This is a genomic window from Dyella sp. 2RAB6, assembly GCF_052115385.1.
Classification (GTDB): Bacteria; Pseudomonadota; Gammaproteobacteria; order Xanthomonadales; family Rhodanobacteraceae; genus Dyella_D.
Map to the genome: position 1 here is coordinate 69,512 of NZ_JBFRGP010000014.1, position 21,990 is coordinate 91,501.

General features: G+C 67.1%; 16 protein-coding genes. 11 read left to right on the top strand and 5 right to left on the bottom strand.

Annotated elements, in window-relative coordinates:
- Positions 1-48 precede the first annotated feature (48 nt).
- From AB4083_RS17565 to AB4083_RS17585, 5 genes are all read left to right on the top strand, one after another.
- The gene (locus tag AB4083_RS17565) at positions 49-609 is read left to right on the top strand and encodes an RNA polymerase sigma factor (RefSeq protein WP_441609480.1); all 561 of its coding nucleotides are present in this window, start codon (positions 49-51) and stop codon (positions 607-609) included.
- On the top strand, positions 606-1,628 hold the full coding sequence (locus AB4083_RS17570; protein WP_441609481.1) for a FecR family protein: 1,023 nt from the start codon (positions 606-608) through the stop codon (positions 1,626-1,628). Before AB4083_RS17565 ends, AB4083_RS17570 begins: the two co-directional genes overlap by 4 nt.
- Before the next feature lie 49 nt (positions 1,629-1,677).
- Complete coding sequence (locus tag AB4083_RS17575; protein ID WP_441609482.1) at positions 1,678-4,539, top strand: TonB-dependent receptor domain-containing protein; 2,862 nt, start codon at positions 1,678-1,680, stop codon at positions 4,537-4,539.
- 125 nt (positions 4,540-4,664) lie between these two features.
- Positions 4,665-6,692 (top strand): S8 family peptidase, encoded by a 2,028-nt coding sequence (locus tag AB4083_RS17580; RefSeq protein WP_441609484.1) that lies wholly within the window; start codon positions 4,665-4,667, stop codon positions 6,690-6,692.
- Positions 6,693-7,107: 415 nt separating this feature from the next.
- The gene (locus tag AB4083_RS17585; protein ID WP_441609486.1) at positions 7,108-9,639 is read left to right on the top strand and encodes a TonB-dependent receptor plug domain-containing protein; all 2,532 of its coding nucleotides are present in this window, start codon (positions 7,108-7,110) and stop codon (positions 9,637-9,639) included.
- A gap of 98 nt (positions 9,640-9,737) precedes the next feature.
- Here the strand turns inward: AB4083_RS17585 and AB4083_RS17590 are convergent, their stop codons facing one another.
- Positions 9,738-10,088: a hypothetical protein gene (locus AB4083_RS17590; RefSeq protein ID WP_441609488.1), complete on the bottom strand. Its 351-nt coding sequence runs from the start codon at positions 10,086-10,088 to the stop codon at positions 9,738-9,740.
- 236 nt (positions 10,089-10,324) lie between these two features.
- Between AB4083_RS17590 and ubiA the strand changes: the two genes are divergently transcribed.
- Positions 10,325-11,218, top strand: coding sequence for a 4-hydroxybenzoate octaprenyltransferase (ubiA, locus tag AB4083_RS17595; RefSeq protein ID WP_441609569.1), 894 nt, complete (start codon positions 10,325-10,327; stop codon positions 11,216-11,218).
- Between the two features lie 111 nt (positions 11,219-11,329).
- Here the strand turns inward: ubiA and AB4083_RS17600 are convergent, their stop codons facing one another.
- The gene (locus AB4083_RS17600; protein WP_441609490.1) at positions 11,330-11,950 is read right to left on the bottom strand and encodes a TetR/AcrR family transcriptional regulator; all 621 of its coding nucleotides are present in this window, start codon (positions 11,948-11,950) and stop codon (positions 11,330-11,332) included.
- A gap of 104 nt (positions 11,951-12,054) precedes the next feature.
- On the opposite strand from AB4083_RS17600, the gene AB4083_RS17605 reads away from it, so the two are divergent.
- The 5 genes from AB4083_RS17605 (at position 12,055) to AB4083_RS17625 (ending at position 19,841) form a co-directional block, all read left to right on the top strand.
- Positions 12,055-12,795, top strand: coding sequence for a 3-oxoacyl-ACP reductase family protein (locus AB4083_RS17605; RefSeq protein ID WP_441609492.1), 741 nt, complete (start codon positions 12,055-12,057; stop codon positions 12,793-12,795).
- The gene (locus AB4083_RS17610; RefSeq protein ID WP_441609494.1) at positions 12,788-14,323 is read left to right on the top strand and encodes an MFS transporter; all 1,536 of its coding nucleotides are present in this window, start codon (positions 12,788-12,790) and stop codon (positions 14,321-14,323) included. The genes AB4083_RS17605 and AB4083_RS17610 overlap by 8 nt, the downstream gene beginning before the upstream one ends.
- 289 nt (positions 14,324-14,612) lie before the next feature.
- Entirely contained in the window at positions 14,613-17,126 is a 2,514-nt protein-coding gene (locus tag AB4083_RS17615) for a TonB-dependent receptor (RefSeq protein ID WP_441609496.1), read from the top strand.
- Positions 17,127-17,163: 37 nt separating this feature from the next.
- Positions 17,164-18,324, top strand: a complete 1,161-nt coding sequence (locus tag AB4083_RS17620) for a phosphatidylinositol-specific phospholipase C1-like protein (RefSeq protein WP_441609497.1) — start codon at positions 17,164-17,166, stop codon at positions 18,322-18,324.
- On the top strand, positions 18,321-19,841 hold the full coding sequence (locus tag AB4083_RS17625; RefSeq protein ID WP_441609499.1) for a CehA/McbA family metallohydrolase: 1,521 nt from the start codon (positions 18,321-18,323) through the stop codon (positions 19,839-19,841). The genes AB4083_RS17620 and AB4083_RS17625 overlap by 4 nt, the downstream gene beginning before the upstream one ends.
- A 26-nt stretch (positions 19,842-19,867) precedes the next feature.
- On the opposite strand, the gene AB4083_RS17630 is transcribed toward AB4083_RS17625, so the two are convergent.
- The 3 genes from AB4083_RS17630 to AB4083_RS17640 all read right to left on the bottom strand — a co-directional run bounded on the left by AB4083_RS17630 (position 19,868) and on the right by AB4083_RS17640 (position 21,944).
- On the bottom strand, positions 19,868-20,224 hold the full coding sequence (locus AB4083_RS17630) for a helix-turn-helix domain-containing protein (RefSeq protein WP_441609500.1): 357 nt from the start codon (positions 20,222-20,224) through the stop codon (positions 19,868-19,870).
- Positions 20,225-20,337: 113 nt separating this feature from the next.
- Positions 20,338-21,603 carry a type II toxin-antitoxin system HipA family toxin gene (locus AB4083_RS17635; protein WP_441609502.1) on the bottom strand — a complete coding sequence of 422 codons (1,266 nt, stop codon included), beginning with the start codon at positions 21,601-21,603 and terminating at the stop codon, positions 20,338-20,340.
- Entirely contained in the window at positions 21,600-21,944 is a 345-nt protein-coding gene (locus AB4083_RS17640) for a helix-turn-helix transcriptional regulator (RefSeq protein ID WP_441609504.1), read from the bottom strand. The genes AB4083_RS17635 and AB4083_RS17640 overlap by 4 nt, the downstream gene beginning before the upstream one ends.
- Positions 21,945-21,990 lie beyond the last annotated feature (46 nt).

Sequence of the window (21,990 nt, forward strand, 5' to 3'; positions counted from 1 at the left end):
AATTGCGATACTCTGGCCCTAAGGGGTTTCCGCGTACGGAATCAGGGTATGGGTGGAAGTTCGGCCGATGGCGAGCAGCCGGGACGCCAGGCGGTCAATGCACTGCCTTTTGACAGTTTCGTGCGCGAGCAGCGCCAGTCCTTGCTGGCCTTTCTGCGCCGTCGGGTGTCGTCCGAAGAAGACGCCCAGGACATCGCCCAGGAAAGCCTGGTGCGCCTGATCCGCTATCGCGAACACGCGCCCGAATCCTGGAGTTCGCTGCTGTACCGCATCGCCATCAACGCATTGAACGACCGCGCCCGCCGCGCCCAGACGCATTTCCAGCACGACCACATCAGCCTGGACGAGCACGCGCACGGCCTGGTCTCCAACGACCAGGACCACGAACAGCGCATCGCCAACCTGCAGGAGCTCGCGCGCCTGCAGCAGGCCCTGCTCGGACTCCCCTCGCGCTGCCGCGAGATCTACCTGCTCAATCGCATCGAAGGTATGAGTTACACCGAAATAGCTAAGCACTGCGGCATCTCGGTCAAAGCCGTGGAAAAGAACATCAGCAAGGCGCTTGCGCTGCTGCGCAAGAAGCTGGGCGACAGGGGGCAGGTCGAATGAACGCCAACGACGCAACTTCACCCCGCTCGTTGCCCGCCAGCGCCGAAGCCTGGCTGGCCCGCCTGCACGCACCGGACTGCGGCCCCAGCGAACGCGCGGCGTTCGAGCGCTGGCGCGCGCAGCACCCCGCCAATGCGCAGGCCTACGCACAGGCCGAACGCCTGCACGCCAACGCCGCCCTGCTCGCCGGCGATCCGCTGCTGCGCGCGGCGGGCCTGGCCGCGCGGCGGCGCACCGCGGCGCGGCGCGACCGGCGCCGCCTGCTGACACGGCTGCTGCCGGTGGCCGCGGCGGCCTCGGTGCTGCTGGCCTTTGGCCTGCCCTATCTGCTGCGCCGTTCGCCGGCCGAAAACGGCGGCTTCTCGCGCCGCTACGCCAGCGCCACCGAGCTGCCGCGAAAGCTGACGCTGGACGACGGCACGCTGATGATCCTGGATGCCGACTCCACCGTGACCACCCATTTCGACGCACAACGGCGCCTGGTCACGCTGGAACGCGGGCGCGCCGAGTTCTCGGTGGCACACGCCGCTGCGCCGTTCGAGGTGCATGCCGGCGGCAACGTGATCCGCGATACCGGCACGGTGTTCCAGGTGAGCAAGGAACGCGACGCCGTAGTGGTGGGCCTGCTCGACGGTTCGGTGCTGGTCACCCACGGCGCGCAGACGCAGGCACTGTCGCCCGCGCAGCAGCTGCGCATCGCCGCCGACGGCAGCAGCGCCGTGGTCGGCGCGCTGGACACCCAGGCCGTGCTGGCCTGGGGCCAGGGCGAGCTGGTGTTCCGCCAGCGCCGGCTGGATTCGCTGCTGCTGGAAATGAATCGCTACTCGGACACCAAGCTGCTGCTGGGCGATCAGCGCCTGGCCGACCTGCGCATCAGCGGCAGTTTCCATGCCGGCGACCAGCAGGCCCTGGTCAAGGCGCTGGATGCCGGCTGGGATTTACGCGCCGTGACCACCGGAAACAACGAGCTGACCCTCTACCCCGGCCAGGCCACGAACGCCGGAGGCGCGCGCCACTGAGTAACCCGCGCCGTCCCGCGTTGTCGCAACCTCGGCGCAGTTAAACCGCATGCGCGCAGGCAAGGTGTTTCCGCTTCTGGCCGCGGCCCTGGTGCTGCTGCTGTTGCCGGTGTGCGCCGCGCTGGCCACGGAGGAGCGCGACTACCGCATCGCCGCCGGCACGCTGGACGATGGGCTGCGTGCGTTCGCCTCGCAGAGCGGCACGCAGCTGCTGTACGCGCCGGAGATCGTGATCGGGCGGCACCACCCGAGCCTGAGCGGACATTACTCGGCCGACCACGCGCTGCAGCAACTGCTGCGCGGCAGCGGTCTGCGCGCGGTGGCGGTCGACGAGCACACCTATGTGCTGAAGGCCACCGCGGTCGCCACCGTGGCGATCCCTGCGCAGGATCTGCCACCGATCGAGCGCCCCTCGCCGGCGCCGCGCCTGGCGCCGGTGGAAGTGACCGGCACGCACATCCGCCGCACCGACGTGGAAACCGCATCGCCGTTGACCGTGATCGATCGCGAACAGATCGAACGCAGCGGCTACCAGACCTTGTTCGATCTGCTGCGCGCGCAGCCCGGCATCCGCGTCAGCAACGCACCGGTGGCCATGACCGAAGGCGAGCTGTATCAGAACAACGGCCTGGCCACGGCCACCGGCGCGGCGTCGGTGGATCTGCGCGGGCTGGGTTCGTCCGCCACGCTGTTCCTGGTCGACGGCCAGCGCATGGCCGGCTACGGCCTGAGCCAGAACAACTTCAACACGGTCAACGATCTCAACAGCATCCCGCTAGCCCTGGTCGAACGGGTGGAGATCCTGCGCGACGGCGCGTCGGCGATCTATGGCTCCGACGCCATGGCCGGCGTGATCAACGTGATCATGCGCAAGGACGCGCCCGGGCTGAACCTCAGCAGCAGCTATGGCGTCTCCGACCGCGGCGACGCGCGGCAGCGGCGCGTCACCGCCAGTGCCGGCGGCATGCTCGGCCACGAGCTGCATGCCCTGGTCAGCGTGGATTACCTGGAACGGCAACCGCTGCTCGGCGGCGCGCGCGACTGGAGCCGGCAGCGCCAGGCCGGCGGCGACGACAGCAGCGGCGACGCCAGCGCCTTCGTGCTGGACGGCGCCAACCTGCGCTACCTGGCGGGCGGCTGTTCGAACCGGCAGCGCAATGGCAGCGGCGTGTGCATCGACGACGACGCGCAGCTGACCAGCCTGCAGACCGGCCTGCTCAGCCGCTCGCTGTTCGCACACCTGGACCGGCGCTTCGGCACGCTGCAGGCGTATGCCGACCTGCGCTGGACCAAGATCGACCAGCGCCAGCAGATGGCGCCGCTGCGCGACAGCTTCATGCTGCCGGCGGCGCACCCGGACAACCGCAGCGGCGACGACGAGCCGATCTACGACCACAGCTTCAGCGACCTCGGCCCGGTGCGCGACCTCTCCGTGTCGACCAACCGCTTCGTCACGCTCGGCCTGAAGGGCCATTGGGACGAGTGGGACTGGGACGTGCATGCCAACGACCAGCGCAACCGCAGCGACGACGAGCTGCGCGGGCTGCTGCGCGTGGACAGTTTCGCCAAGTCGTTGCGCTCGGGTGCGTTCCGCCTGGATGCGCCCAACGATGCCGACGTGGTGCAGGCGATCTCACCCGTGCTGATGCGCCACGCGACCGCCGCCAAGACCAGCCTGAGCGTGCAGCTGACCGGGCCGCTGATGCAGTTGCCGCATGGCCCCTTGTCGATGGCGATCGGCGCGGAAACCTGGCGCGACCGCCTCGACGACCGCCCCGACCCGCTGCTGCTGCGCAACCTGGTGCAGCAGTTCGACAGCCCCTACGAGCGCCACGAGAACCGCCACAGCCTGGCCGCCTATACCGAGTTCAATGCGCCGATCACCGCGCGCCTGCAGGCCAACATGGCCTGGCGGCTGGACCGCACGCAGCCCTATGGCGCGGCCATCTCGCCCAAGCTCGGCCTGAAATGGGATGTGCGCGATGACCTGAGCCTGCGCGGCACCTGGGCCAAGGGTTATCGCGCACCGACCCTGCTGCAGCTCAGCCGCCCGCCGGTGCTCGCGGCCACCCGCTTCATCACCCAGGTGGCCAACAGCGTGCTGCCCTGCGTCAATGCCACGCCGGCCACCGACGACACCTCGTTCTGCCAGGTGCAGGCCAACTCGGTCAGCAATCCGAAGCTGCGGCCGGAGACCTCGCGCAGCTATACCTTGGGCGTGGTGTGGGCACCGAGCAGCGCATTCGGCGCGGCGCTGGATTTCTATCGCATCCGCCGCGACCACGAGATCATCCCGCTGCCGCTCAGCTATGCGCTGCTGCATCCGGACAGCTACCCGCAGCTGTTCCAGCGCAATCGCCGCGGCGTGCTGTACGCGCTCAACCAGCAACTGGTGAACCTCGGTCATACCGAGGCGCGCACCATCGACCTGGATCTGCGCTATCGCCACCAGACCGCCAACTACGGTCGCTACGACATCCATCTGGGCGTCGATTACCTGGACCGCCTGGATCGCGAGATGATCGCCGGCGACCCCTCGATGCGCTATGCAGGCTATGCCTCGCAGCCGCGCGTCAGCGCGCTGGCCAGCCTCGACTGGACGTATCGCCACTGGAGCCTCGGCGGCAATCTGCGTTTTACCGGGCATTATCGCTACGAGCCGTATGCGGGCAGTCCGCTGATCTGCCCGGACGATTTGCAGCAGAACGACAAGTGCAAGACGCCGTCCTTCAGCGTGCTCGACCTGCATGCCGCGTACAGCGGCATCCCGCACTGGTCGCTGACCCTCAACGTGCACAACGCGCTCGATCACCAGCCGGTCTATTACGGCTCGCCCGGCATTGCATACAACCCGATGTTCGACGATGTGGTCGGTCGCTATTACCTTATCGGCATAAGCTACCAGCCTTGATGCATGTGGACGTCCATCGCGATTTGGACGTCCAAATGAAATCAAGGGTAGGGGTAAAGCACCGGCATGGCGTTTCCCATAAGGCGAGGGCATTCCGTCCCGCCTTTTGACAAGGAAACCCCAACATGCAAAAGCCCGCCCCTTTGGCCCTGGCGTTGGCGCTGTCCGTGGCGCTCAGCGGTAGCGCGTTCGCACAGGAACAGCTCCAGGGCAACAACGCGCCCAGCGGACTCTCCGCGCAGGCGCGCTCCAGCGGCACCAATGCCAAGCTCGACAACGCGCTGCTGCGCCTCAAGCAGCAGGCCGCCGCGCCAGCCACGCTCGGCAGCTCGGCCTTGCCGGCCAGCAGCAGCACGTCGCGGGGGGCCAGGTCGGCGCGCTCGGTCGCGCCGGAAAACTACGTGACGGTGGACATCGTCGCCAAGGGCAATGTCGCCACGCCGCGCGCGCAGCTGGAACAACTGGGCTTTCGCACCGACGCGGTGTATCGCAACGATATCGGCGGACGCCTGCCGGTGTCGCAGATCGACCAGGCAGCGACGCTGCCCGGCGTCATCACCATCAGCGTGCCCGAGAAGCGCACCCGTTCGGGCAATGTGAATTCGCAGGGCGACGCGGCACAGCGCAGCAAGGCGCTGCGCGACGTGGCGCTGGTGCGTCCGGCAACGCCGCAGGAGCCGAACCCGCCGCACGTCGACGGCACCGGCCTGACCATCGGCGTGATCTCCGACAGCTTCAACTGCCTGGCGGGAAAGGACGACGACATCGACAGCGACGACCTGCCGGCGGATACCACGGTGGTCAAGGAGGCCAGCGATTGCGTCAACGCCGGCACCGACGAAGGCCGCGCCATGGCCCAGATCATCCATGACGTGGCGCCCGGCGCCAGCATCGCGTTCTATTCGCCCGATACCATGGCCGACTTCGCGCAGGGCATAAAAACGCTGGCGCTGCCAGCCGACAAGGTCGACGCGAACGGCCGCCACGGTGGCGGCGCGCAGATCATCGTCGACGACCTGAGCTTCTTCGCCGAGCCGCTGTACCAGGAAGGCATCGTCGGCGCCGCGATCGACGACGTGGCCACCACCTACGGCACGGCCTACTTCACCGCCGCCGGCAACGACGCCAACAGCGGCCACGCGGCCTACGACAACAACGCCGCCGCCTTCGCCGCCGCCGCGGTAAAGCGTGCCGCGGGCGCCAAGAGCGATCCGCTCAATCTCGGCGAGCGCCTGTTCAACTTCGATGCCAGCGGCGCCAGCACGCTCAACAATCTGCCGTTCACCATCGCCGCCGGCTCGCGGCAGCATCCGAACACCACGCGCGTCGCCGTGTATTGGGATCAGCCGATGACGCCGCCCAATGCCACCAGCTCGCTGAACCTGTGCGTGGGCGATGCCAACGGCAAGCCGCTGGCCGTCAACCTGTGCACCGGGCCGAGCGTGATCGGGCAGCCGGCGCACGCGATCCTCAGCGTCACCAACAGCGGCGCGGCGATCAACGGCAGCCTGCGCCTGGGACTTGCCGGCGGCGCGGCGCCAGGGCGCGTGCATCTGATCGTGATCGGCGGCGGTTCCACCATCAATCGCTACGGCACCGACACCGGCACCATCTATGGCCATCCGCTGTCGCCCAATGCGCAGGCGGTCGGCGCCGCCGATTACTTCAAGACGCCGCATTGCAATGCCGGCTTGCGCACCGCCACGCTGGAGTCGTACTCCTCCTTCGGCGGCACGCCGCTGTTGTTCGACAACAATGGCGCGGCGCTGGCGCAGGTCGCGGTGCCGCAGAAGCCGGACATCGTGGCGCCGGATGGCGTGACCACCAACTTCTTCGGCATGGCCAGCCTGGACGCCGGCGCAGCCAATTCGCTGATCGCCGATTGCCGCACCTATCCGGACTTCCTCGCGTTCCAGTTCTACGGCACGTCGGCGGCGGCTCCGCATGCGGCGGCGGTGGCTGCACTGTTATGGCAGGCGCAGCCGACGGCCACCAAGACACAGTTGTACAGCGCGTTGCAGGGTTCGGCGCTCGATATGGGTGCAGCGGGGTTTGATTATCACTCGGGGTATGGGTTTATCCAGGCGGATCAGGCGCTGGCGCGGTTGCGTACGAATCTGCAGAAAGCGGTGGCGAATAAGAAGAAGCCCTGAGCCTATCGGAGGAACCCTTCTCCCTCCGGGAGAAGGTGGCGGCAGCCGGATGAGGGTACGGGCGGAGTGAAGCACTTCGCTCCGCCCGTACCCTCACCCCAACCCCTCTCCCGGAGGGAGAGGGGCTTTGCGTTGAAGCACCATGATGCGAAACAACTGACGCGAGGCTTGCGAAGAATCATCAGTACACATAGGCAAATTACGTAAGCACCAACGCAATACGTCACGACCATGTGAAGCGATGTGTCGCATACGCCGCTTCGTCTACGCATTTGATGATGGTGTTCGCGCTTTAGGAACATCTGCGCTTGACATGATTTTTCTCGCAGCGCACGTTCGGACCCGGGAGGCGGCAGTCGCATGTTCATGCGTGCTGCCAGGTTGTCGTCTCGTACGACTTCATCGGGAGAAGTGCATGTCACGTCGTTATGTGTCGCGTCCGCAAGGACGCGTCTGGGTCAGTGCGCGCCATTGCGGCATGGCCATGCTGGGATTGTCGATGGTGTTCGCCGCGCAGGCGCAGGACAGCGCGCCAACGGATCAACAAAAAGCCAAGACGCTCGAAGGCGTACAAGTCATCGGTTCGCGCGCGAAAGACCGCACGGCAGCAGAAACACCGGCGCCGGTCGACGTCATCGGTCGCGAGCAGCTGGAAAGCGCCGGCGTGGTCGAAGTCGGCCAGGCGCTGCAGATGCTGGAGCCGAGCTTCAACTTCTCGCGCACCTTCGTCAGCGACGGTACCGATACCATCCGCCCGGCTACGTTGCGCGGCCTGGGTCCCGACCAGGTGCTGGTGCTGGTCAACGGCAAGCGGCGGCACCAGCAGGCGCTGGTCAACGTGCAGCAGACCATCGGCCGCGGCTCGGCCGGCACGGATATCAACGCGATCCCGATCTCCGCGATCGAACGCATCGAAGTGCTGCGCGACGGCGCCGCGGCGCAGTACGGTTCCGATGCGATCTCCGGCGTGATCAATATCGTGCTGAAGAAGCAGGTCGGCGAGACCACCGGCTCGGTGACCGCCGGGCAGACCTACAAGGGCGACGGCTTCACCCGCCAGGGCGGCATCAATACCGGCTTCCGCCTGGGCCAGGACGGTTATCTGAATCTGACCGCGGAATATCGCCATCGCGATCCCACCAATCGCGCCGGCCCGGATTCGCTGCGCGTGAGTCCGCCGCGCGTGACGCAGAAGCTTGGCGACGCCGATACCAAGGACGCTTATTTCTGGCTCAACGGTGGGCTGCCCATCGCCGGTGGCGAGCTGTATTGGTTCGGCGGCATCTCGCAGCGCAAGGGCGATTCATTCGGCTTCTTCCGGCCGGCCGGCGACAACCGCACCATTCCATCGCTGTATCCGAACGGCTTCCTGCCGAATATCGCCACCAACGTGAAAGACGCTTCGCTCGCGGTGGGTTATCGCGGGCCCTTGGGCGACAAGTGGGACTACGACATCTCGCTGATCCACGGCCGCAGCCAGTTCGCTTTCGACGAGCGCAACTCGGCCAACGTGAGCTGGTGGTATGAGCCACGCGATCCGACCAACCCCGCCGCCGGCATCTACGGCGCCTCGCCGACCTCGGCCAACACCGGCACGCTGCGGCTCAACGAGACCACCTTCAATGCCGACGTGCGCGGTCCGATCGACTGGGGCGTCGGCCACGATGCCTTGAATCTCGCCGTGGGCTTCGAGTGGCGGCGCGACAGTTACCAGATCCTGCCGGGCGATCCGGTGTCGTACACCTATGGCCGCACCGACAACCGCGGCATTCCGATCTATGGCCAGACCGGCGATATCGCACAGCCGGGCATGCAAGGCTTTCCCGGCTTCTCGCCGACGGAAGCGGTGAACCTGGGGCGCCACAACATCGCGTTCTATCTGGATGCCGAATCGCAGGTGACCCAGCGCGTGCTGCTCGGCGCCGCCGTGCGGCACGAGCATTATTCGGACTTCGGCGGCACCACCACCGGCAAGGTCTCGCTGCGCTTCGACGCCAACGACAGCTTCGCCGTACGCGGCACGCTCGCCACCGGCTTCCGCGCACCGGGCGTGCAGCAGCTGTTCTACAGCCAGCGCTCGACCAACCTGGACCCGAGCGGCACGCTCACCGACACGCTGACCGCGCGGCAGAACAGCGCCGTCACGCGCGCCTTCGGCATCCAGCCGCTGAAGCAGGAGACCTCGCGCAGCGGCACCGCGGGCATCGTCTACAAGCCCGGCAACGATTTCACCTTGACCGTCGACGTGTTCCGCATCGACATCAAGAACCGCATCATCTTCTCCAGCAATATCGTGCCGGAGAGCGTGGGCACCGACGGCAACGCCTGCGCGGCGAACAATGCCAACTGCCCGATCCGCGGCATCCTGCAGCCGTTCGGCGTGGGCCAGGTGCTGTTCTTCACCAATGCCATCGACACCCGCACCAAGGGTATCGACGTGGTGGTGGAGAAGGGTTTCCGCTTCGACGACAACTCCGCGCTCGACCTGACCGCGCTGCTCAACTACAACAAGACCGAGGTCACCAAGCGCAAGTCGCAGTCCGCGATCCTGCCGCCGGACAAGCTGTTCGACGACACCCAGGTGACCCTGATCGAGCACGGCCAGCCGCGCGTGCACCATATTCTGCAGGGCGTCTACCGCACCGGGCCGTGGGACTTCACCCTGCGCGGCAACTACTTCGGCCCGGTCAGCGGCCAGGGCTTCACGCCCGGCATCATCCAGACCTGGAGCGGCAAGTGGCTGGCCGACACGGCGGTGGGCTACCGCTTCTCGCGCAACCTGAAGCTGACCGTGGGCGCGGACAACGTGTTCGACACCTATCCGGACAAGTGGAATCCGAAGACGGGCGCGCCGTTTCCGCAGCTGGGCTTCGTGTACGGCTGGGAGACGCTGCCGTTCGGCGTGAACGGCGGGTATTACTACGCGCGACTGGATTTCAAGTTCTAAGCGCGACGCCGTAGGTTGGGGTGAGCCGCAGGCGAACCCCAACATGGCAACGTTCAAGCGTCTCGCATGGTTGGGGTTCGCCTGCGGCTTACCCCAACCTAGGTCGCATCCAGCTCGAACACGTGGTTGTCGTAGTCGCTGAAGTACAGGGCGCTCTCGCCGCGCGCGAGCTGGTACTCGATCTTCAGCACGCTCAGCCGCTCGGCGCAGGCGCGCAGCTCGGCCGCGTCGACGGCCAGGGCGATATGGTCGCCGTGGCGGGTGGCCGGCCCCATCCCCTTGACCAGCACGAAGCACACGCCGGCCAGTTCCACGTGGGCTTCCTGGTGGTGGCTGTCGTCGGGCGCGGAGACCAGGATGCGGGCATCGGGGAAGACTGCGGCGAACAGCCGTGCGGTCTGGTCCGGGTCATGCACGATCAATGCGATGTGGCTGATGGCCTTGGGCATGGCGGCTCCTCGGGCGACGCGTGAGAGTATGCGCGCGGCCGGACCCAAGTCCATGACAGCGGCATTTCACGGCCTCCGTCACTCCAACCTCGCCGACCGCCCACGCTAAACTTCGCTGCATGGCCCCGACTTCCCGCAAGCGCCAGCGGCGCGTTCCCTCCTCCGGCTCGGCGCGTCCGCGCCCCGCCGCCGCCCCGCCGGCCGGCCCGGCCGACAGCTCCAGCCGCGCCACCCGCGTGCTGGACCTGCTGCTGCAACGGCTGCCACCGCACTACCAGGAAAAGGCACGCGACTACCTGGTGCTGACCCGCATGGACCGCCCGATCGGCGCCCTGCTGCTGCTGTGGCCGACCTGGTGGGCGCTGTGGCTGGCGGCGGGCGATTTCCCGCCGATCAAGGCGCTGCTGATCTTCACCGTGGGCGTGTTCGCCATGCGCGCCGCCGGTTGCGCCATCAACGACTACGCCGACCGCAAGCTGGACCCGCAGGTCGAACGCACCGCCGGGCGCCCGATCGCGGCCGGCCGGGTGACGCCACGCGAGGCGCTGATCGTGTTCGGCGTGCTGCTGGCGTTTTCCTTTCTGCTGGTGCTGTTCACCAACGCGCTGACCATCAAGCTGTCCTTTGCCGGCGCCGCGCTGGCCGCGCTGTATCCGTTCACCAAGCGCTACACCTATATGCCGCAGGTGGTGCTGGGGGCAGCGTTCGGCTGGTCGATCCCGATGGCGTTCGCGGCGGTGGGCAATAACGTGCCGCCGCTGGGGTGGCTGCTGTTTATCGGCAATATCCTGTGGTCGGTGATCTACGACACGCAGTACGCGATGGTCGATCGCGATGACGATCTGAAGGCTGGCGCGAAGTCGACGGCGATCCTGTTCGGCGACGCGGACCTGCCGATCCTGGGCATCCTGATCGGCACCTTCCTGCTGGCGATGGTGTTCGTCGGGCAGCGCGCCACGCTGGGCTGGCCGTATTGGCTGGGGCTGGTGGTCGCGGCGGGGCTGTTCGGTTGGCAGTTGTGGCGTATCCGCACGCATGACCGCGCGGCCTGCCTGTGGGCGTTCCGCAACAACAACTGGCTGGGCATGGTGCTGTGGGTGGGGATCGTGCTGGCGCTGGCGGTGAAGTGAGCGCCGGAACGAAGACGCCGACGTAGATTGGGGTGAGCCGAAGGCGAACCCCAACATCGGCACATCCCGGGCGCTTCACCTTGTTGGGGTTCGCCCTTGGCTCACCCCAACCTACGCCGATGCGGGGCCTATCAACCCGTCCCAGGCTTTCATCGCGCAATCCACCACGCCCAGCAGCTGCTTACGCGACGCGCCGTCGCGCGCCTGCAGCGAAAGCCCGTTGAGTACGGTGGCGTAGAACGCGGCCACTGTGCCGATATCCACCGCTGCCGACACATCGCCATCGGCCACACCCTGCTTCAAGCGCCGGCGGATCAGCGCCTGGGTCTCGTTCCTGCGTTCGGCGAGGTCATGGAACACCGCCTCGTTATCCGCCGTCCGATGCGTCGCCCCCAGCACCACCAGGCAGCCGCGGCCATTGCCGAAGCGTCGCGCGGCTTCCCGCAACATCGCATCCACGGCGCCGCGCGCGGAAACGTCGCGCTTGCCCAGCTCGTCCAGCGTGCGCGGCCCCACCGAGTTCACATACAGGTCCAGCGCCTCGCGGAACAAGGCCTCCTTGCAGCCGAACGCGGCGTACAGGCTGGGTGCGTTGATGCCCATCGCCGTGGTGAGGTCGCCCACCGACGCGCCGTCATAGCCGCGATCCAGGAATACCTCCATCGCCAGGCGCAGGACCTGGTCGCGGTCGAACTTGCGCGGGCGGCCCCGCTCTTTCGTCGTCGCTGTCATCGCGCGCACCTTTCTGTAGCGCTCAATACATAAAGTCCTTGACAGCCCCAGTCAAGGGCTGTTTCTATTTATGTATCGATCATTACATAAAAGGCGACACGAGCATGAGCGATCTCAACGGCAAGGTGGCACTGGTGACCGGCGGCTCGCGCGGGATCGGCGCGGCGATCGTGCAGCGACTGGCGCGGGATGGGGCGGCGGTGGCGTTCACCTACGTCAGCTCCCCGGACAAGGCCCAGGCCCTGGTGCAGCAGATCGAAGCGGCGGGCGGCAAGGCGCGCGCCTACCAGGCGGACGCGGCCGATCCGGCAGCGCTGCGCGCAACGGTGGACCAGGTCGCCGCGGAATTGGGGCGGCTGGACATCCTGATCAACAACGCCGGCATCTTCCTCGGCGGCGCATTCGAGGAGACCACGCTGGAGGACTACGAGCGCACCATGGCGGTCAATGTGCGTGCGGTGTTCGTCGCCTCGCAGGCGGCGGCGCGGCATCTGGGCGAGGGCGGCCGCATCATCAGCATCGGCAGCTGCCTGGCCGATAGCGTGCCGTTCGCGGGCATGACGCTGTACTCGATGAGCAAGTCCGCGTTGTCGGCCTTCACCAAGGGTCTGGCGCGCGACCTCGGCCCGCGCGGCATCACCGTCAACCTGGTGCAGCCCGGCTCCACCAACACCGACATGAATCCGGCCGACGGCGACCACGCCGATGGGCAGCGCGCGCGCATGGCGATCCAGCGCTACGGCGACGCCTCCAACATCGCCGGCATGGTGGCCTGGCTGGCCAGCGACGAAGGCCGCTTCGCCTCCGGCGCCGCGTTCACCGTAGACGGTGGCGCCAATGCCTGATGGTGCTTCCTCCCTCGCGCAGCACAGCCTGCGCGACCGGCTGCTGGTGCTGGCGGCGGTATGCCTGGCCGGACTGGGCATGCCGCTGAGCTTTACCGGGCCAGCGATTGCGTTGCCGGCGATCGGGCAGGCCCTGGGCAGCGATCCGCGCCTGCTGTCGTGGGCGGTGAACGCCTTCATCCTCGCCTTCGGCGGCAGCGTGATGGCGGCCGGCGCGCTGGCCGACCAGTACGGGCGCAAGCGCATCTTCACTTTGGGGATCGGCCTGTTCACCGGCTTGTCGGTGCTGCTCGCGCTGTCGCGCAACCTGTGGTGGCTGGATCTGGGCCGCGCCGCTCAAGGCATCGCCGCCGGGCTCACCATGTCCGCCGGCGCCGCTTCATTGGCGCAGGAGTTCGAAGGCCATGCGCGCACGCGGGCATACAGCCTGCTCGGGACCACCTTTGGTCTCGGGTTGGCATTCGGTCCACTGCTTTCCGCATGGTTGATCGGCGGCCTGGGTTGGCGCGCGGTGTTTCTCTCCACCGCGGCGATCGGCGTCCTGGTGCTGGTCGTCGGCGTGCCGCGCATGCGCGAGACGCGCGATCCCGGCGCGCAAGGCCTGGACCTGCCCGGCAGCCTGAGCTTCACCGCTGCATTGGTGCTGCTCACCTTCGGCATCATCGAAGCACCACGCCACCCGAACGGACATCTGCCGCTGCTGCTGGTGGCGGCCGCGGCCGCCATGCTCGCGCTGTTCGTCTACGTGGAACGCCGCGTGCCGCGGCCGATGCTGGACCTGTCGCTGTTCCGCAACCCGCGCTTCCTCGGCGCGCAGGCGCTGCCGCTGGCCACCGCGCTGTGCTACGTGGTGCTGCTGATCTTCCTGCCGCTGCGCTTCGTCGGCGTGGAAGGACGCAGTGAAGTGGCGGCAGGCTTGCTGATGATCCCGCTGTCGGTGCCGATGCTGGTGGTGCCGTTCGTCGGCGCCTTGCTGACGCGCTGGCTGTCGGCGGGCCTGCTCTCGGCACTCGGCCTGGGCCTCGCCGCCGCCGGTCTGCTCTGGCTGCGTGTAGTGGCCGTACCGGGTGCGGATTGGAACGCGCTGCTGTGGCCCTTGCTGTTGATCGGTACCGGCTCCGGCCTGCCCTGGGGCTTGATGGACGACCTGGCGGTGAGCGTGGTGCCGAAGGAGCGCGCCGGCATGGCGACCGGCTTCTTCACCACCACGCGCGTGGCCGGCGAGGCGATCGCCATGGCGGCGGTGGGCACGGCGCTGACGGGCTTGATCGAAACGCAACTGACATCGGCGCCGCGCGAGCAGGCGGTGGCAGCAGCAGCCAGCCTGGCCAGCGGCAGCATGGCGCACGCCGCCAGCGTGGCTCCGGCCATCGGTCGCGAAGCCTTGTTGCACGGCTATAGCGGCGCATTCGGCGGCTTGCTCGTCGGCTTGGCGGCGTTGACGTTGGCGCTCGCAGCCGCGTCCTTCGTACTGCTGCGCCGCCGAAGGGTGGCCGTACCCGCGCGCGAGCCCCGCACCGCCCATTAATCCGGGCACATTCACCCAGGGGCGGCCAGCCGCCCCTGGGTGACCCGTTACGCAACAGTTTCATGACAGTTTTGGACGTCTAAACCCAAGCTGTCGGCTACACGTCATCCCCCCTGAGCTTCGCTGTCATGGCGCCGACCTAACTTGCGCGGGGTCAGAGCCTGTGTCCGGGCCAGGGAAGCCTCCACACGACACTCATCGCGATTCCCACAGAATCCGCGCGCAGTGCCGTGCCTGGGGCTGCCCGCACACATCGCTCCGTCACCCCCTCTTCCCCGGAGTCACGACGTTGCGCACCACATCGATCAGCCACGCCATCGGCCTGGCCCTGCTGGGCGGCCTGCTTTGCTCCTTCGCACCGCATGCCAGCGCGCAGGACAGCAACCCCTCCACCAGCGACAACAGCAAGCCGGCCACCGACCGCGCCAAGAACCTCGACGGCATCGTGGTCACCGCCCGTTCCGGCGTGGAAACGCGCACCAAGGCGGAGACCAGCTATTCGATCACCACCATCGACGAAGACCGCCTGCGCATGCAGGCGCCGACCTCGGTGACCGAGGCGATGAAATCCGTGCCAGGCTTCTGGGTCGAAGCCTCCGGCGGCGAAGCCAGCGGCAATATCCGCGCGCGCGGCATCCCGGTGGACGGTTTCGGCTCGGTCAACCTGCTGGAGGACGGCGTGCCGGTGCAGCACGACCCGGCGCTGGGCTATCTCAATGCCGACCAGGCCTTCCGCCTGGACGAGACGATCGAGCGCATCGAAGTGGTGCGCGGCGGCCCGTCCTCGGTGTTCTATTCGAACGCGCCGGCCGGCGCGATCAACTTCATCCCCCGCAAGGTGGGTGACAAGGCCGAGGGCCTGCTCAAGTTCACCGTGGGCGACTACGGCCTCACCCGCGGCGACTTCTGGGTCGGCGCGCCGGTCGGCAATGGCTGGAAGCTGAGCGCGGGCGGTTTCTACCGCACCGACAGCGGCATCCGCGATCCCAAGTTCAACGCCAACGACGGCGGCCAGATCCGCTTGAACCTGGCGCGCGATTTCGAAGGCGGCAGTTTCAGCGCCGACGTCAAGCACCTGGACGACAAGGTCGCGCTGTACCTTGGTGTCCCGATGCGCACCACCTCGAACGGCGACATCCGTGCGGTACCCGGCTTCGATGGCAACTACGGCACGCTGGCCGGCCCCGAAACCGAGCACGTGCTGATGAAGATGGGCAATGGCGGCCTGTACAACTTCGACAACAGCGAGGGCACGCACGTGAAGCGCGACCAGCTCACGCTGAAGTTCGATTACGAACTGGGCGGCGGCTGGAAGCTGGCCGAGTCGATGCGCTACGACGACACCCACACCCAGCGCAACGGCGTGTTCCCGAACTCGCTGATGAGCGCCACCAAGTATCTCGCTTCGGTGGCCGGCCAGAAGCCGGCCGGCGCCGCCGGCCTGCAACTGCGCTACGTGGACAACCCCAACCAGGTGTTCGACAACGCCAACCAGAACGGCAACGGCCTGGTGGTGGTGGGCGGCCTGCGCGGCGTGACCATGCCGGTGAAGGAGTTCATCAACGACACGCGCCTGCTGCGCAAGTTCGAGCTGGGCAGCCAGACCCACGACGTCACCTTCGGCTACTACTACGCCCGCTTCGACCAGGATTTCAGCCGTTACTCCTCGGTGGCGCTGCTCGATGCCACCAACAATGCGCGCCTGCTCGACCTGGTGGCGGTGAACGGCGCCGGCCAGCCGATCTCCAACCTCACCGACCACGGTATCTCGCGCTACGGCTACGAGTGGGAGAACGCCAGCGGCACCTCGACCACCAACGCTTTCTATGTTTCCGACGAATGGCAGGTCACCGACGACCTGCGCATCGATGGCGGCGTGCGCTGGGAGCAGGTCAACACCCGCGGCAAGACCGAGACCAAGCAGACGGTGAACCTGGGCACGCCGGCCGCCACGCAGATCATCACCGGCACCGGCCAGTACGTGCCGTGGGACCACACCTTCAACAAGCTGGGCTGGACCCTCGGCGCGAACTGGCAGTTCTCGCCGCGCTCGGGCGTGTTCGCGCGCTGGACGCCGACCTTCCGCCTGCCCAACCTGAGCACCTACATCACCAATCCGACCGCGGTGCCGGTGACCCAGACCATGAAGCTGGGCGAGATCGGCTACAAGTACACCGATCGCCAGGTCGACCTGTACGCCACCGCGTTCTACACCAAGTACAACAACGTCGGCTTCAGCAACTACGTGTTCAATCCCAACGGCAATACCTCCACCAGCCAGCAGGGCTATGCCGACACCAAGACCAAGGGCCTGGAACTGGAAGGCACCTGGTATCCGGTGGACTGGTTCGACGTGCAGGTCACCGCCACCCTGCAGGACCCGCAGTACAAGGGCCTGCGCTATACCGAGCTGGTGGCCGGCGCACCGGTGCTGCGCGACTACGAAGGCAACCAGCTGATCCGCGTGCCGAAGCAGAGCTACCGCGTGGTGCCCGGCGTGAACCTGCTCGGCGGCAAGCTGCGCCTGCAGCTCGCCTACGAGTATGAGGGCGAGCGCTATGTGGATACCGCCAACTCGGTAAAGCTGCCCTCGTACGACGTGTGGAGCGCCAGTGCACGCTACGACATCTCGTCGATGTGCTCGCTGTTCTTCTATGCCGACAACATCACCAACTCGCTGGGCCTGACCGAAGGCAACCCGCGTGCGGGTGAGTTGGCAAGCGCGGATGCGGGTGCCAACACGTTTATCGCCCGTCCGATCCTGGGCCGCGCGTATCGTGCGGCGATCATGTATCGCTTCTGAGGACATGGGGCCGGGTGCGAACCCGGCCCCATCACGCATGACACAACGAATCTCGCTTTATCGACTCGCGACGGCGGCCCTGCTGTTCTGGGTAGGCAGTGCCGGCGCGTGCGATCTCGAACACGCCGGCCCCGCTTGCGATCTGAACGCACTGGATCGCCAGCTGCATCTGAACGAGCTGCAGACGGTGGGCACGCACAACAGCTACAAGCAGGCGATGCCGCCGGCGGAACTCGCCGCGCACCGTGCGCACGATCCGCGCGGCGCGGATGGCATCGACTACGCGCACCCGGCGCTGTCCGCGCAGCTCGACGAAGGCGCCCGCACCATCGAGCTCGACGTGTACTACGACCCGAAAGGCGGCCACTACGCGCATCCGCCCGGCGCGCTGCGCAAAGGCTACGCCACCTCGCCGTGGTCGCCGGAAGCGGCGGCGCAGATGCTGCATCCCGGCTTCAAGGTGATGCACCTGGCCGATATCGATTTCCGCAGCAACTGCCAGACCTTCGTGGTGTGCCTGGCGCAGATCCGCAACTGGTCGCGCGCGCATCGGCGACATGTGCCGATCATGATTCTGATCAATGCCAAGGACGGCAAGGGTGGCCCGGGTGCGGCCGCGCCGCTGGCGTTCGACGAACGGGCCTTCGATGCGCTGGATGCGGAGGTGCGCTCGGTGTTCGGGCCCACCGAACTGGTCACGCCGGATCTTGTGCAGGGCCGTCACCGAAATCTGCGCGCGGCGGTGCTCGCCGGCGCGTGGCCGACACTGGGCGAGGCACGCGGCAAGGTGTTCTTCGTGCTGGACGAGGATGCGGAGAAAATCGCCGCGTACCGTGGCCGCAGGCTTTCGCTCGAAGGCCGCGTGATGTTCGTCAACACGGACGAGTCCTCGCCGGCTGCCGCCTACCTCACCATCAACGACTCCGTGCGCGACGGCGAGCGCATCCGCCGCGACGTCGCGGCAGGTTTCCTGGTGCGCACTCGCGCCGATGCCGACGCCGCCGAGGCCCGACGCAACGACACCACCCGGCGCGAAGCCGCCTTCGCGAGCGGCGCGCAGTACGTCTCCACCGATTACATGCATCCGGACACGCGCTTCGGCGACTATCGTGTCCGCCTGCCTGCCGATGCGGTGGCGCGCTGCAATCCCATCCGCCAACCCGACTGCCATTCTCCGCAAGGTTCCGCCAAGCCATGAGCACCCGATTGTTGCATTCCCTGGCCCTGTTCGCCGCCGCCCTGCTTCCGCTCAGCGCTGGCGCGGCAGACACCGAGAAACCGGACGTCGTGCTGCACGGCGACCTCAACGGCAAGGACCACCAGACCTACCGCACGCTGCCCTTCGACGTGCCGGCCGGCGTCACCCGCATCACCGTGCAGTTCGACTACAGCGGCCGCGAGGAAAAGACCGCGGTGGACCTCGGCCTGCTCGGTCCGGACGGCTTCCGCGGGCAGGATGGCTTCCGCGGCTGGAGCGGCGGCACCAAGAAGCTGTTCACCATCTCGGCCACCGACGCCACGCCGTCCTACCTGCCCGGCGCGATCCGCCCCGGCCGCTGGCAACTGCTGCTTGGCATCCCGAATATCCGCAAGGACAGCCACAGCAACTACACCGCCAGTATCTGGTTCGGCCACGCCAACGACCCGGCCTGGGAGCCGGCGGTGCTCAATCCGCCGCTGCGCAAGGAAGCCGGCTGGTATCGCGGCGATCTGCACATGCACACCGCGCACAGCGACGGCGGCTGCAAGAACCAGAGCGGCGAACGCGTACCCTGCCCGCTGTTCTTCACCGTCCAAGCCGCCGCGCAACGTGGGTTGGATTTCATCGCCATCACCGACCACAACACCGTGTCGCACGCCAACGCGATGCGCGAACTGCAGCCCTACTTCGACAGGCTGCTGCTGATCCCCGGCCGCGAAGTAACGACCTTCACCGGCCACGCCAACCTGTTCGGCACCACCGCGTTGGTGGATTTCCGCGTGGGCAGCAAGGAAGTGCCGGACTGGAACGCGCTGCTGAAGGCGATCGCGCCGCTGCACGGCGTCATCTCGATCAACCACGCGATCCGCCCCAGCGGCGAGGTGTGCATGGGTTGCGGATGGACCGCCAAGCCGCCAGTGGATATGGGCATGGTGCAGGCGGTGGAAGCGGTCAACGGCAGCGACATCGGCACCCCTATCTCCGGCCTGCCGTTCTGGGAATCGCAGCTGGCCAAGGGTTATCGCCTGACCGCCATTGGTGGCAGCGACAACCACGAGGCGTTCCAGAACGAAGCGCGCATCGGCACCAATCCGACCGGCGTGCCGGCGACGGTGGTGTATGCGCAGGAGTTGTCGATGCCGGCCATCCTGGACGGCATCCGCGCGGGCCATGTATTCATCGATACGGAAGGCAGCCGCGACCGCCTGCTGGAATTGAGTGGCGAAGCGAATGGCACGAAGGCGACCATGGGCGATGCGCTGCGCGTACCGGCGAAAGCCACCGCTTCGTTCGACGTGCACATCGGTCACGCGAAGGGCACCAGCCTGGCCGTGCTGCTTGACGGCAAGCCGTTCGTGCCGGCCGTCGAAGCGCGGATCGACGCGGACGACCAGCACCGCAACTTCAGCTGGACCAGCGACGGCAAGCCGCACTGGCTGCGGGTGGAAGTGCGCGATGCGGCCGGCAAGGTGCTGCTGGTGGGTAATCCCATCTATCTCAATTCAACCCGCTGAAGGCAGGGCGCTCAGCTCGTTCCCGCTCAGCCTGTTCCAGGCTTGCGCCGCACCAGCGGCGTGATCTTGCCCAGGCGGCACCAGTGGGGCAGCGGCGAGGTCAGCTGGGTGTCCAGGAGCTCTTGCCCGGGCTTGTCGTCCGCGGCGAGCTTGTCCAGGTCGGCCGTGAGGTCCAGCACGACGAGGACGCGGCCCAGCGTAGCCATGCTCGAGGTGGCATGGCCATCTTCGAGCTTGGCCAGCGTCGGCACGCTGACGCCGACGCGCCTGGCCATCGCTACCTGGGTGATGCGCCGCAGCCGGCGCGCGACACGCAGTCGTTCGCCGAGCTCCTTGAGCGCCTGTTTGGCTGCCGGATGGCAAGGTACGTTGCGGATGCTCATGCCCATCAAGTTCCCTTCGATGCGGCCTCAACGCAATTTGTTTTTCGAACTTTGAGAGTTATCCGTCCTGGCAAACTCCAGATCCGTGGATAGGCGCCATGACGGTGCTCTCGCTAACGGGCCGCGTCGATCACAGTCGACATGCGCGCGATCTCGCCGCGGGTGGCACCGGCGTGGCGGGCGACCTCGGGCCAGGCTGCTACTGCCTCGCGCACCTCGCGCTCAATCGTCGCGAGCCGCTTCCCGGGCACGCGATAGAACTCCGCGCTGTGCTTCCACAGCGTGCTGTCCGGCGTCGGATCGACTTCGTCGATGGCCAGGACGTGGGCGTCCTTCTCAGGATTAGGATTGATGTCGAAGGCCGGCGAAAGGCGCCAGCCATTGCCCTCGCGCAGGAAGCCGTGATTGCGCAGGTGATCGTTCCGATTCCCGATGAGGATCGTAAACAGCACGCGCCGGTAGAGCTGCTCGAGATCGGCGCCGATGCGATGGGCGACGCCGTTGTTCTCGATGGCCTGCACGATGTCGAGATACGACGCGCCCTCGCTATCCTCGCTATCCTCGCGATCCGTCAGCGTCAGCGCGGAGGCGTAGGCACGGCGCGTGGCAGCGTGCCGATCGAAGCGGCGGACCAGATAGGTGTGGCCGCGCTCCGAAAACCGCATGACCCGCGCCTCGGGCATGTCGACACCCGCCGCGCAGGCCAGCCGATAGGCAATGAATTCCCACAGGCCGATGTCCTGGCGATCGTTGTTCGAAGGAAACTTTGCCAACCATAGCGAACCATCGACATCGCGGATGGAAGCCTTCGGGCGTGCACCGCCGAGGCCCGAGCCGGGGGCAGCGAGATGCAGCAGCCACTCGATGCGCTCCGGCGTGTCGTCGTCGTCATTGCGCTCGACTTCCGCGGTGATCGCTTCGAGCTCGCGCAGGTCGGTCATCGGTGGTGCCTGCAGGCGATCGTTATCCACGAACTGTTGCTGGTCCGGGCTGAAGAGCCGCAAGGCGCCCATGCGGGTTTCGTCGCTGACACCAGCCAGGTAATCCCAATCGCTCAGCGGACGCGGTGCTTCTGCGCGCTGGCGCGCGCGGATCCGTTCGCGCCGCTCGATCAGCATGCAGCCCCAACGATCGGGCGATGCATCCTGGAACGCGGGAGCCAGCCGATGGGCCCCGGCACGCGCGTAGAGGCGGCCCGGACCGACGATGAGTTGATGATCCAGATCGAACGGACCGATATCGCCCGTCCCCGCGATCCAATCTTCCGCGTACTCGAAATCGATGACCTGGCGGCCGCGATTGATGCTCCGCTGCAGGTGCCCGACCAGCGCGCTGCCGCCGAGGGTGGCGTCGTCGAGGCGGACATCCAGCTCGTTCACGGCTTGCTCCGCACCGGGGCGGTGGAGGCCGAGCGCCGGCCGCTGGGCCGCGGCGGCGCGAGCAGGGCGTCCTGCAGTTCGCGGCCGAGCTTGTCGTCGGCCGCCAGCTTGTCCAGATCGGCCGCCAGGCTGAGCACGGCAAGGACCCGGAACATGGTGGCGAGGCTGATCGTCGGGTCGCCGTCCTCGAGCTTGGCCAGCGTGGGAACGCTGACGCCCACGCGTTCGGCCATCACCGCCTGGGTCATTTTCCGGCGCAGGCGCGCGGCGCGCAGGCGCTCGCCGAGCGCCTTGATCGCGCGCTGGGCGGCTGGATGGCTGGGGGGAGTTCGCTTGGCCATGCCAATTAAATTACATTCAAAGGCCTTTCAATACAATTTAATTTTG

Bases quoted from the DNA above. Each gene is read 5' to 3' on its own strand.
- AB4083_RS17565 (WP_441609480.1), top strand. From the start codon at position 49: ATGGGTGGAAGTTCGGCCGATGGCGAGCAGCCGGGACGCCAGGCGGTC.
- AB4083_RS17570 (WP_441609481.1), top strand. From the start codon at position 606: ATGAACGCCAACGACGCAACTTCACCCCGCTCGTTGCCCGCCAGCGCC.
- AB4083_RS17575 (WP_441609482.1), top strand. From the start codon at position 1,678: ATGCGCGCAGGCAAGGTGTTTCCGCTTCTGGCCGCGGCCCTGGTGCTG.
- AB4083_RS17580 (WP_441609484.1), top strand. From the start codon at position 4,665: ATGCAAAAGCCCGCCCCTTTGGCCCTGGCGTTGGCGCTGTCCGTGGCG.
- AB4083_RS17585 (WP_441609486.1), top strand. From the start codon at position 7,108: ATGTCACGTCGTTATGTGTCGCGTCCGCAAGGACGCGTCTGGGTCAGT.
- AB4083_RS17590 (WP_441609488.1), bottom strand. From the start codon at position 10,088: ATGCCCAAGGCCATCAGCCACATCGCATTGATCGTGCATGACCCGGAC.
- AB4083_RS17600 (WP_441609490.1), bottom strand. From the start codon at position 11,950: ATGACAGCGACGACGAAAGAGCGGGGCCGCCCGCGCAAGTTCGACCGC.
- AB4083_RS17605 (WP_441609492.1), top strand. From the start codon at position 12,055: ATGAGCGATCTCAACGGCAAGGTGGCACTGGTGACCGGCGGCTCGCGC.
- AB4083_RS17610 (WP_441609494.1), top strand. From the start codon at position 12,788: ATGCCTGATGGTGCTTCCTCCCTCGCGCAGCACAGCCTGCGCGACCGG.
- AB4083_RS17620 (WP_441609497.1), top strand. From the start codon at position 17,164: ATGACACAACGAATCTCGCTTTATCGACTCGCGACGGCGGCCCTGCTG.
- AB4083_RS17625 (WP_441609499.1), top strand. From the start codon at position 18,321: ATGAGCACCCGATTGTTGCATTCCCTGGCCCTGTTCGCCGCCGCCCTG.
- AB4083_RS17630 (WP_441609500.1), bottom strand. From the start codon at position 20,224: ATGAGCATCCGCAACGTACCTTGCCATCCGGCAGCCAAACAGGCGCTC.
- AB4083_RS17640 (WP_441609504.1), bottom strand. From the start codon at position 21,944: ATGGCCAAGCGAACTCCCCCCAGCCATCCAGCCGCCCAGCGCGCGATC.